Raw genomic sequence first — 12440 nt, 5'->3', positions numbered from 1 at the left:
AGCCGGCACCGGCTGCATCCGGTGGGGCCACGGATCACAGCGGCGAAGGCCGCCCGATCGCCGGGCCGGCGCCGGCCACCGCCTCACGGTCGCGTCAGTGCGTGGGACGCGGGCAGCGGACGCGAACTGCCCGCCGTGGCACGGGATCAGGCTGTGCCCACCGGCCGCCGAAGCGCCCGCCCCCGCCCGCTCACCCCCGCAACAGCCCGCTCAACCCCGTCCATGCCCGCAGGGCATGGACGATCCCCTCGGCTGAGAATCGACCTAAGGAACGGAACGCGATGTCTGACTACGGTCACGAGCTGTCGTTCGGCTCGTTCATCACCCCGAGCGCGCACGACCCGGCACGAGCCGTGGCGCTGGCGGAACTGACGGAGGCGGCCCACCTGGACATCGCCTCCTTCCAGGACCACCCGTACAACCCCGACCTCCTCGACACCCACACACTGCTGACCTGGGTCGCGGCCAGGACCAAGCGCATCCGTGTCTCGGCGAACGTCACCAACCTCCCCCTGCGTCCCCCGCCCATGCTCGGCCGGGCCGCGGCGAGCCTCGACGTCCTCTCCCAGGGCCGCTTCGAACTCGGGCTGGGCGCGGGCGCCTTCCCCCACGCCGTACACGGCATGGGCGGCCCGCGTCTGACGCCGGGCGAGGCACTGGGCGCCCTCGACGAGGCGATCGACATCATCCGCGGCGTCTGGGAGACCGACGAACCCGGGTCCCTGCGCTTCGCGGGCGAGCACTACTCGGTGCCCTCGATGAAGCGCGGTCCGCGCCCGGCCCACGACATCAGTATCTGGGTGGGGTCCTACAAGCCGCGGATGCTGCGGCTGACGGGGCGCAAGGGCGACGGCTGGCTGCCCACGCTCGAATACCTCCAGAGCCCCGGCATGGCCGAGGCAATCAAGATCATTGACGAGGCGGCCCTCGAAGCGGGACGCAAGCCCGCGGACATCCGCCGCCTGCTGAACCTTCTGGACGTGGACTTCTCCGCCACCAGCCGCGGTCATCTCCACGGGCCGCCGGAGCAGTGGGTCGAGGAGTTGCTCCCCCTGGTCCTCGACCACGGGTTCTCGGCGTTCCTCATCGGTGGTGACAACCCCAGGCTGATCCGTACCTTCGGCGAGGAGGTGGGCCCCGCGCTGCGTGAGGCCGTGGCGCGGGAGCGCGCGGCGACCGACGCACCCGCCGAGGCGCGACGCGCGGCGGTCGTGCTGGCCAAACGGCACGCGTCCCTCGACTACGACAGCGTCCCGCCGTCACTCGCCGCGAAGGTCGTGGAGCCGGGCGACGCCGCCTATGAGGAAGTACGGCACACCTACATCCGCACCGGTTCGCCGGCGCTGGTCATCCAGGCCGCGAACGCCGACGACGTGGTGGACGCCCTGGCCTACGCGCGCGGCCAGGGCGTCGAGGTATCAGTGCGCAGCGGCGGTCACGGCATCAGCGGCCGGTCGACCAACGACGGCGGCATCGTCATCGACCTGTCGAAGATGAACTCCGTCGAGGTGATCGACCCCGCCACCCGGCGGGTCCGTATCGAGCCGGGTGCACGCTGGGGGGACGTCGCCGCCGCGCTCGCCCCGCACGGTCTGGCCGTCAGCTCGGGGGACTACGGTGACGTCGGGGTCGGTGGGCTGGCGACGGCCGGCGGACTCGGCTTCCTAGCGCGCCGGTACGGCCTGACCATCGACCACATCACCGCCGCCGAGATCGTCGTCGCCGACGGCCGCAGGCTCCGTGTCGACGCCGATCACCATGCCGATCTGTTCTGGGCGATCCGCGGTGCGGGAGGCAACTTCGGCATCGTCACGGCGTTCGAACTGCAGGCAGAGCAGGTCGGGGAGGTCGTCTCCGCCACGATCACCGTGGACGCGACCGACACGGCGGTCTTCCTCACCCGCTGGGGCCGGCTCGTCGAGGACGCCCCCCGGGAGCTCACCAGCTTCCTCTCACTGTTCCCGGCGCGGCGAGGCCGCCAGGTGACCGGGCAGATCACCGTGGTGTACGCGAGTGATGACGTCCAGGGCGCCCAGGACGCCCTGACCCCGTTCCTGATCGCGGCCCCCGTGCTCGACCAGCAGGCTCAGCTCGCCCCGTATCACGCGCTCATCGTTCCGCCCCGGAACCGGCATCAGGGCCAGGGCCTGGAGGACACGCACAGCGGACTGCTCGAACACCTCACTCCGCAGGTCGCGGCGGCCATCGAAGAGATGATCAAGTCCGGCGACGTCCTGATCATGCAGTTCCGTTCCATGGGCGGCGCTGTGCACGACGTCTCCAAGGACGCCATGGCCTGGTCGCACCGCACCCAGCAGTTCTCCGTCATCGCGAGCACGGCCCCCGCGTACGCCTCCCGCCTGGACGACCAGTGGGAACGGCTGCGCCCATTCCTCGACGGCATTTACCTGAGCTTCGAGTCGAGCACCGACCCCGCCCGGCTGCTCGACGCCTTCCCGGAGCCGACCCTGACCCGCCTGCGCGCTCTGAAGGCCGCCTGGGACCCGGACGGGGTGTTCAACCGCAACTTCAACCTCGCCGCGACGGCGGCCCCCAGCGCCATGACGCGAGCCGGTCAGGCGACCTGAAGGCTGACGTTCGAGCCCGGCGCGCAGGGACGTGCCGGTCTCCGTGCGGCCGGACGGGGAGCGGCCCCGACTCCGTCGGCACCCGCCTGCGCGAAGACCCGGGAATCGCACCCACCGTCCGGCCGGACGAAGATCGCTGTTTGACAATTGGATAGCCCATACCGCTTGATATGGAGGACGTGTGGACCCCGACGACAGCACCGGCCCACCCGGCGAACGCACGCAGCCCCTGCGGCGCGACGCCGCGCGCAACCGCGAACGCATTCTGTCCGCCGCGTGCACCGTCTTCGCCCGCGAGGGGCTCAGCGCCTCGATGGCCTCCGTCGCCCGCGAGGCGGGCGTCGGGATCGCGACTCTCTTCCGCCGCTTCCCCACCCAAGGCGACCTGATCGACGCGGTGTTCGCCGAGCGCATGAACGCCTACAGCCAGTTGGCGGAGAAGGCCCTCGCCGACCCCGACCCCTGGCACGGCTTCACGACCTACGTCGAGTCCGTCTGCGCCATGCAGGCCGCCGACCGAGGCTTCGCCGACGTTCTCACGATGACCTTCCCCCAGGCCAAGGGCGTGGAGCAGGCCCGTATGAGCGCCTACCGGGGATACGTGACGCTCACCCAGCGCGCTAAGGCCACCGGCCGGCTGCGCCCGGACTTCGCCCACCAGGATCTGGTCATCCTGCTCACCGCCAACGCGGGTGTCATCGCGGCCACCCACCAGACCGCGCCCGACGCCTGGCGTCGCCTCGTCGCCTACATGATGCAGGCGTTCGAGAACCCCGACGGCGAGCGCCCCGGCAACCGCCTCCCGAAGCCTCCCAGCGTCAAGGCGCTCGATCAGGCGATGTACCGCAACGCCCCGGGCGCCGACCGCCACTGACACCCACCGGCCTCCACCGGGCAGGGCCGGCGTGCGCCGGCCTGCCCGCCGCTGCCTGTTCTCCCGTCCGTGCCGCGGGTGTCGGGGCGGTGTGCGCCCCGCGGGCATGAGACCGCGCACCACGCCGTGCACGCGCGTCGGGTGTGGTCCCGTGCGCACGGCCCACCGCAACGCCCAGCCCCTGTCGCGCGGGGCCATCCCTGGTGTTCCGACCCCGCGTTGTGATGTGCGTCTCGATCGAGATATATGGAGCGGCCTTCCCGTTTGATGGATGGAAAGGCGTACCAGGCGCGTCCTCGAACCTGGTGACGAACTCGTGGTCGATAGGAGACCGCTGTGAAACCTGCCGCGTACGCGCCGGCAGACATCCCGTCGGCGCACCCGTCCCCGCGGCCCGACCCCGGTGTCACGGACCGGCAGACGGAGACCGAGGCGGAACCAGCGGGCTGCCGGCGCGGGGCAACCGCCGTGGTGAAGTTCCACCCTCACCCGAGCATGAACGCGCGGACCAACGCTACGTGCACCCATCTGCCATCCAGCGCGGATCCAGCGCGCGGTACGACGACGGGGCCGACGTGAATTCACGCCGACCCCACCTGACCTGCAAGTTTGTGAAACAGCGCCACCTAGGTTACAGGCACCCGCTACACGTTGAAGCGGAACATTGACCCCAGGGCTGCCACCTGCGCAAACAGGGCCACCGGTGTACGCATCCAGCGCCGATCCAGCACTGCAGCTTCATCCAGCCGACTGACGGCACCTGACTGCCGAGCAAGCCAGCCCGGCGGTACCCGATTGTGTGTTTTGTGCGGCAGACCCAGTCCCCCGAGTGGCGTGTCTGTCGGACCGAGGCACGGGGCTGGGGGCTCGGCGTTCAGGTGGGTGGCGCACGCGGGTGCCTCGGTCAGGCTCGAGGCACCCACAGCGTCGGTACCGTCTCGCAATCGTCGCGGAGCTGCGCGGGCTCCTGCCGGGGCTCGGACACCCGCTCGGCGCCCCCTGCGGGTGGGCCACTGCCGCCGAGACCGGCGACGGTGGCCCTACACGTCCACCACCGTTACCGTCAGCTACTGCCGTCAGGCGCCCCATTAGCGGCTACTGTCATGTAGGCCGTTGCGTTCGCATAGTCGAGCGTCTCGGACGAAAGATGGACCGTCTGTCCAGTCGCCTCAGAAATCACTCGCATAAATTCCACAACGTCTGCAACGTCTTTCTCCGTGTGAATACTTCGGGGGTCGCCTTGAAAGTCAATGAGTGTTGATGAATAGAACTGAGTAGTCCAGGACTGCCGACCCACTTGGACCGACAGGAGGTAGTCAACGTTATCGCCCTCATTGAACATTTCGGGATTTAGATCGACCGGCACATCCGAGTCGAAATGCTTCATTCCGAGGATGAAACCACCCACAGCGAGCCCTTCGATTGCAGCGACCCATTGCTCATACGAAGCCGAAGTCACGAACACTTCGATCAGGCTATCTTCCTGCATCTTCAGGAACTGCAGGAGGTTCAAATACTCTGCATGTGTCACGGTGCGCCCATTCGGATGTTCGCATGATCCAGGAATCCAATGAATTCATCGGTGTCGGCATCCCACGCCGCACCCACGTCAGGGAGAAGGTAGCGTACGACATTGCGACCCTCAGGGTTCGTGTATCTCTGAACTGCGGACTTGGGATTCGTAAGCAAGTCGTTTACGAGATAATCCGACATGTCGACCCGATCTTTTCCAGAGTTGAGCTTGATCAGGCTTGTTCCTGGACGGTTCATGTGCTTCTGGTAGGCGCGAGAAGCTGCGCTGTCACCAGCTTTTCCATTGAGTGGATCGGTTGCGCTCCTGCTTAGATCATCGACGCTACTACAGTTGTGAACGAGGACCGGCGTGGCTCCTGCCAACACATAGTAGGTGTGTGCCGTCTCAACCGTGAGGTTGTATGTGACCATACGAGCCGCATAGGGGCGCAACGCGACGATGAGCGCGGTGGCGCCGTCACTGGTCTGGAGCAGGTGTCCTACGTGGAGCTGGCTGGCTTGCGTCCATGAGTGGGAGGTCGCGTCCCAGTACAGGTGGTGCGCCGTGCCGACGATTGACTTCGGGCCGCCTTCCGTGGCGACGGTCACGTTGACGTAGTCTCGGTCATTGAACGTGACGTGCGTGCCGGTGACGGTGTGGGCCTGGTCCTTCGTCCCGCCTTCGACTCCGGGTGAGGAATCGGCGACCGTGTCACCTGGCTTCACCTGGCTGATGGGGCGACTCTTGCCGTCGGGCATGAGGACTGGTGTGTCTCCTGCGAAGCTGTTGCATCCCGAGAACACACTAAGATTCACTTCGCTGTTTTGTGAATCGTAATGTGCGACAGCAAATGTTTCCGGTAGGCCCGCACTCCCCTTGCCACTCCATCCTTGGGCTGCACCGGTCGCATACACGAGAGCGCCACCGAAACCCTTACCGCACCCATCAAGTGAGAACTCGCACTCGGAGAACATCAGGCCGGCGGTGAAGTCGTCCGTGTTCTCCATTTGTGCGAGGTGGAGAGCGTCAACGATCGTCTGGTTACACAACCCCTTGTCGTGTGCGCACACGTCTTCCCAGAGAAGGACGTCTTCCCAGGCCGTAATGGACTCGCCAGGTTTCAGCCACCCGTAGTGCTTACGGTATTCGGCGTCGTAGTCCTTGGCGATTCGATGCAGGAGTTTGGTGTCTCCTTGAACCAGAACAGTCGGGCTGACCGCAGTGTAGAGCGGGATCGTGGGGGTGATGCCGGATCCCAGACCGGCGCCGGTGCCGGGCGTTGTTGATACGGCTGCCGGGCCCTGGATCCAGCCGCCTTCGTTGGGGCAGGGAGCGCCCTGGACCCAGCCGCCGCCGCACAGTCCTGTGGGGTCGGATTGGCCGACGGGGTTGTTGGCTGTGTAGGTGTAGCCGTTGAGGGTTTCGGGGGCGGAGTCGATGAAGAGGGGGTCGAGGCTGATGAAGTTGCCGGTGCCTGGGTCGTATTCGCGGGCGCCGATGGTGGTGAGGCCGGTGGTGGTGTCGGTGGGCTTGTTGAGGAAGCCGCGGTCGTCGAGCCAGGTGGTGGAGGTGCCGCGGGGGGCGCCGTAGGGGGTGAATTGGCGCCAGGTGGGGGTTTGGGCGGTGTTGTCGAGGTAGAGGCCGCTGGTGCCGTGGGGGTCGCTGATCTCGAAGTTGTAGTGGGTGGTGGTGCCGGTGCGGACGACGGTGCCGCCGCCGGGGAGAGCGATGTAGCGGACGGCTGTTGTGGTGTTGGTGGTGGTGTTCAGGGTGATCTGCTGGCCGGGCAGGTAGAGGGTCTTGCTGGTGGGGTCGGCCTTGATCAGCAGGTTGCCGTCGGCGTCGTAGATGTAGGAGACGCCTGCATCCGGGGTGGTGACAGCGGTGAGTTTCCCTGCGTTGTTCCAGGTCAGGGACTGGCTGCCCTGGTCGGGGGTGTTGCGGGTGATCATGTTGCCGTCGGCGTCGTAGGCGTAGGAGCTGCCGCTGGTGCTCGTACCCGTGGCGGCGGTCTCGCTGGTGAGGGTGTGGGGCTGGCCCTTGCCGTTGCCGTCGTAGGCGTAGTGGGTGGTGGTGTCGGCGCCGCCGGTGGTGGAGTGTTCGGTCTGGGTGTCGCGTTCGCTGCCGGCCGTGAACATCCAGCTGGTCCAGTAGGCGCTGGCCGCGCCGAGCGGGTCGCCGACCATGGAGGAGTTGGTCGCGGTGGGTTCGGTGGCGCAGTCGTCTGTGGCGGTCCAGGCCGTGTCGAGGCGGTCGAGGGTGTCGTAGCCGTAGCACTGGGTCTCGGCAGTGGTGCTGGAACCGAGGCGGGTGGACACCTGCTGGGTGATGTTGCCAGCGGCGTCGTAGGTGTAGCTCTGCTCGTCGACCTTGGCCTTGGTGACGCTGCGGGTGACCAGTTGGTCGGTCAGTGCGCCGGTGTGGTCGTCGTAGGTGTTGGTGATGTAGGCGAGATTGTCTCCGGTGCCGAGCTCTTCCTGGAGGACCTGGCCGTAGGCGTTGTAGGTGGTGTCCTGCGCGTAGCCGTAGTCGATAGTGCCGAGCCCGTTGGGCAAGTCAAGGGCGGTGGCGTGGGTGTGGGTGACGATCTCGTTGGGGAGGCCGCTGCCCAGCGGGTAGTTGTCCGTGTCGGGCAGGCCGGTGGTGGGGGTGTAGGTGTGCTTGAAGGTGTAGGACTTGCCGAGTTGCGTGCCCTGTGCGGCCGACGGGATGGTGACGGTCTCGCCGAGTGATTCGCCGAAGACGTTGAAGCCCAGTGCTTGGGTTTTGTAGGCGTAGCCGCCGGTGTAGGAGGTGGCGGTGGTCAGGTGCCCGATCGCGTTGGTCACGCCGCTGACGCCGTTGGCGTTGTCGTACACCCACGAGGCCGTCTCGTTGTCCGCGGACTGGCTCGCGGTGGCCGCGGCGTACTGGGCGGTCTTCCGGTTGAAGGCGTCGTAGGTGGTGGAGGTGTACGTGCTGCGGGCGTCCTCAGTCTGGGTGAGGTTGCCGTTGGCGTCGTACCACATGCTGCTTTTGCCGGCGTCGGGGTCGGTCTTGGAGTCGATCTGGCCCAGGAGGTTGTAGGTGGAGGTCCAGGTGCTGCCGGCGCTGGTGGTGGTGTTCTTCTGGCCGTGGCCGTCGTAGCCGTAGGCGGTGGTGTTGCGGGCGCCGCCGGTGACGTACCAGGTCCCGTTGAAGGTATCGGACGGCTTGGTGAGGGTGGGCGCGGAGGTGTACTCCTCCAGGGCGGTGGTGCGGCCGAGCGGGTCGGTGACGGTGGCCTTGGTGACGCCGCCATCCGGCGGGATGACCGTGGTGGTGTCGCCGTTGTAGACGGTGGTGGTCTCCTGCTTGGTGACCGAGTACTTCTCAGAGTCCGCGACGACGACTCGGCCGAGCCCGTCGTAGGTGTTCCGCACCTGACTGGGGATCTTCGAGTCCTCGAAGGAGGCCACCTGGAGCGCCGGCAGATGGTCAGGATCCCAATAGGCGTTGTTCGTCTTGCGGACCCAGCCGTGGGAGTCGTAGAACGACTCCGTGATCAGCCGGCCGCCCTGGGGGGTGGGAGCCTGGCTCTGGCGCGTGCGCCCGAGGGAGTCGTAGACGGTCAGCGACGTCACGTAGCCCTGGGAGTCATTGAGCCGTTGCGCCGTGCTTCCGGACACTCCGGACGCTGTGATGGTGTAGCTGTACAGGTAGTTGGCCGGGGCTGTGGTGGGGCGGGAGGTCAGCCACAGTGCGGTGACCCGGCCGAGCGCGTCGTACTGGCTGGTGGTGACCACACCGTTGGTATCCGTGGTCGACAACACTTCGCCGCGGGCGGGGGCGTCGGTCTGGACGACCTGATGGGACGCGGGGTCGGTAACGGTGTGGCTCGTGGTCAGGCCGAGGCTGTTGACGGTGTAGGCGATGGTGGTCTTGTTGCCGTTGCCGTCGTAGGAGTCGTGCTGGCGGCCATAGATGTCGTAGGTCTTGCGCTGGGCGGTCTGCCAGGTGAAGGCTCCGGCCGCGTAGCCGGAGGCCTGGCGGACCATGGTGACGTCGCCCGTGGTGGGGGCGGTGGTCTGCGGGAAGGTGGTGGCGAAGGCGGTGTCGTCGTAGAAGGTGCGGGTCGCGGAGACCACCTGGTCGGGGCGGTTGACCGAGGCAGGCGCGCCGAGGGTGTTGAGGGTCTTCGGGACGGTGGCGACGGTGCCTTCGGTGAAGCCGGAGCAGGCGACCGTGTCGGTCTCCTGGGAGGCGACGAGTCCGGCGAGGTTGGTGGAGGTGTTGGCGGGCGCGTAGGTGGTGGCGGCGCAGCGGTCGTAGGCGGTGTTCACCGGGACGGTGTGGCTGTAGCTGTAGGTGAGTTCGCCGAAGGTGGTGTGTGCCGGGTCGTCGTCGTAGGTGTTGTCGGTCTCGGTGTAGCGCCACTTCGTGGTGCCGCCGTCGGTAAGGGCCTGGCGGCTCCATCCCTCGGCGAGTTTGACGGTGTTGGCGGTCAGGTCCGGCAGGCCGGTGCGGGTGCGGGTGGCCAGTGCCGGGGAGACCCAGTAGGAGCTGATCGAGGAGTGGTCGATGGTCCCGCCGGCGCCGGTGTAGGCGGTCTGCTCCAGGGCGTTGCCGGCGAGCTGGTCGGTGTCGCGGTGGACGCCGCCCTGGGAGTCGGTGAGCGTGACCGAGCGGGTCGAGGATGCGGACAGCCAGTCGCCGTCCATGCCGCGGTAGTACGTGGACACCGACTTGGTCTGCGGGTCGTTCGCGCCGTCACCTGTCAGCGTGGTGACGGTGCCGTAGCCGCGGAACTGGCCCCAGGTGCGGTACTTGGCCTTGACGACCTCGTTGTCGTCGTGGTGCCAGGCAGCGCCGCCGCTGTAGGCGTAGTTGGTCTGCTGGGCGACCGCGCCGCCGGTGGTGTCGGTCTCCAGGACCTGGGTGACCGCGTACTTCTCGAACCAGTCGCGCACCGGGGAGGTGTAGTCCTTCGGCGTCCAGTAGACCGGGTAGCACGACTTGGTGTTCTGGGCGGGGTCGGCCGAGGCCACGTACGCGGCGGTGCAGGCGTCGGGCAGGTCGTAGGTGATGCCGGTGATGCCGCCCATCTCGTTGGTGACCGACGAGATGCGGTAGCGGTACAGGCCGGGGAAGGACGAGGTGTCGACGCGGTTGGCCAGGTCGATGCCGCCGAAGGTGACGCTCGGCAGGCTGATCGATGAGGTGGAGCCGCCGCCGGAGGTGTCGTTGCCGGTGTGGGTGATGGACGACAGCCACAGCGTCGGCGAGGTGCCGTCGCCGGTCGCGGGCTCGCTCTGGCCGAGGGTGTAGGTGTCGACGGGCAGGTACTTAGACGCCGACGTCGAGTACTGCTGCATCGTGATCGAGGTCAGGCGGACGGTGGAGTAGAACGACGGCGAGTAGGCCGCGCACGTCTCCCCCGACGCGCACGCCAGGTAGTACGGAACGTCCGGGTACTGCGTGGGCGCCGTCGTCTTCGACAGCGCATCACAGGTGTCGAGGGTGCAGCGCCCGGCGGTGCCGAACACCACCTGGTCCGGCACCGTGCTGTACGCGCCGCCGGCGCGGAAGCCGTAGTCGATCCGGGTCAGGTGCGAGTCGCGGACGTAGGAGACGTTGTCGGCGCCCTTGTTGCGGCCGTAGTAGTTGGTGTCCTGGGCGTAGTAGTACGCCATCGCGTTGTCGTGCGTGTCGGTGACGTAGTCCAGGTGCCACTTGTAGGCCGTGGTGCACACCGACGAGGTGAACCCTGCGGAGTTGTAGCACGGGTCGCCCGAATGGGCGGAGTACACCGGCATCGAGTCCACCGAGTGCGTGGTGGCCTTGCCCGACGACCAGCCCGGCAGCTGGTTGCGGCCGAACATGTAGCTCATGCCGGTGCGTTCGGTGACGACCCAGTAGTCCGTGTTGTACGTCCCCGTGCCGTTGCCCGAACCGGTGACGTGAGTGACCTTCTCACCGTTGCCGTCCGCCGCGGTGTAGGTCTTCGCGGTCTTGTCGTAGACCAGCGCGGTGGACGAGCCGTTCAGCGACAGCGTAAGGATCGGGCCGTCGTAGCACTGGTCACTGGTGGACACCGGCGACGCGGTGCCCTCGGGGCTGTCCGAGCACGAGGCGAACGTCTGCTCGATGTAGCTGTCCGGGGTGCCCCACCCGTCACCCACCCACGAGGCCTGCGCCTGGGTGGAAGAGGTCTGGCCGTCGAGTGCGCCGGAGTCGTAGGACAGCCCGACCGTCGGCAGCAGTGTCGACGACGCACCAGGCACGGACATCGGATAGCTGTAGGAAAACGTGCCCGTCGACCCGCCACCGGACCACGAGCCCTCAGGCTTCAAGGCGGTGGCGCTGTAGCTGCCCGCCTCACCGCCGTCCGCGTCCGACCCTGCCGTTGCCGCGAGCACAATCGGCTGCACAGCGGCGGCCTGAGAACCGGTGACGTAAGAGGCCTGCGCTGCCGTCGTCCCCGAGGCTGTGCCAGACGCCCCGCTCAGGCTCAGGTCGGCCGCGAGACTCTTGGCCGCGCCGTCGTGCGTGGTGTGCAGGGGCGTCTGCGTACGGCATTCCGCCCGCCCCGGGTCGGTCAGCGCGCACGCCGGCAGCCGCACCAGCTGCAGGTGGGAGGCGTAGTTGCCGCCGAAAGCCTGGGCGAAACCGGCGTAGTCCAGGCCCACCTGGACATCGCCCAGGCCGCCGACCTGCGCGCCGACGGTGAACACCACGCCCGTCACGCCCAGCCGGGAGGCGTCGGCGTGCGGCAGGACGCGCACGTCCACACCACCCGGACCGCGGTACGAGCCCTTCTTCGGCGCGACCGCGCGCGCCCACACCGGCGTACCGGCGGCCTTCGCCTTGGCTCCCTGATGCTGCCCGGCCGCGGGCAAGGTCAGCGCGGCAGCGCCGGAGGCAGCGGCCGGCCACGTGATCGCTGTGGGGTGGTAGGCGCGCTTCGTCTGGTCCTCGACCTTGACCGCCTTGTGCCCGACGACTTTGCCCCCGGTGACAGCCGCGCTCTGTTTCACCGCCGGCGCCCCGGCGCGGGCCGGCTTCGCCACCGCCGGACCACCGGCACCAACGAGGGACAGCGTCAGGGCCATCACCGATGCGGCACCGGCCCAACGCCGCAGCCGTACCCCTCGACGACCCGTCCTCCGGCCGATCCACGCTATCCGCGCCATGGTTTGCACCCACCCCCACCTGCGGGCCGACGAGGGCCCGTCATGACCTACCGCGACCCCTACGGGTCCGCAGCCGAGCGATCATGGCACGCCGTCGACCCGGGTGCCGATGGGGACGACTCCGTCATTATTCGCATCCCACTCCTGACATGATCACGATATCGAAACGATTCACAGCACCTCGAAGGGCGAACCGGGCAACCCCATGCACACCGGTCATCCACACAAGCTTCACGCACTGTCCACTGATGCGGTAACCGGCTGGCCTGTCCGCACCGGGTTCAGGCCCCGTCTCCACGAGCTATGGGAACTGC

At 67.7% G+C, this 12440-nt stretch carries 4 protein-coding genes; 2 read left to right on the top strand and 2 right to left on the bottom strand.

Going from position 1 to position 12440, the window contains the following annotated elements; all coding sequences use genetic code 11:
• Positions 1-281: 281 nt before the first annotated feature.
• Together IH54_RS0109765 and IH54_RS0109760 are read left to right on the top strand one after the other, a co-directional pair.
• On the top strand, positions 282-2588 hold the full coding sequence (locus tag IH54_RS0109765; protein ID WP_031514945.1) for an LLM class flavin-dependent oxidoreductase: 2307 nt from the start codon (positions 282-284) through the stop codon (positions 2586-2588).
• A gap of 181 nt (positions 2589-2769) precedes the next feature.
• Positions 2770-3462 (top strand): TetR/AcrR family transcriptional regulator, encoded by a 693-nt coding sequence (locus tag IH54_RS0109760; protein WP_043180389.1) that lies wholly within the window; start codon positions 2770-2772, stop codon positions 3460-3462.
• A gap of 1063 nt (positions 3463-4525) precedes the next feature.
• On the opposite strand, the gene IH54_RS0109755 is transcribed toward IH54_RS0109760, so the two are convergent.
• Both IH54_RS0109755 and IH54_RS0109750 read right to left on the bottom strand, forming a co-directional pair.
• Complete coding sequence (locus IH54_RS0109755) at positions 4526-4993, bottom strand: hypothetical protein (RefSeq protein ID WP_031514941.1); 468 nt, start codon at positions 4991-4993, stop codon at positions 4526-4528.
• On the bottom strand, positions 4990-11970 hold the full coding sequence (locus IH54_RS0109750) for an RHS repeat-associated core domain-containing protein (RefSeq protein WP_159011766.1): 6981 nt from the start codon (positions 11968-11970) through the stop codon (positions 4990-4992). The genes IH54_RS0109755 and IH54_RS0109750 overlap by 4 nt, the downstream gene beginning before the upstream one ends.
• Positions 11971-12440: the final 470 nt, after the last annotated feature.

Source organism: Streptomyces sp. NRRL F-5123, assembly GCF_000721495.1.
Lineage (GTDB): Bacteria > Actinomycetota > Actinomycetes > Streptomycetales > Streptomycetaceae > Actinacidiphila.
The sequence above is the reverse complement of the archived record's forward strand: the minus strand, read 5'-3'. Positions and strand labels throughout refer to the sequence as shown.

Excerpts from the sequence above, each read along its gene's own strand:
- IH54_RS0109765 (WP_031514945.1), top strand. The coding sequence starts at position 282 with ATGTCTGACTACGGTCACGAGCTGTCGTTCGGCTCGTTCATCACCCCG.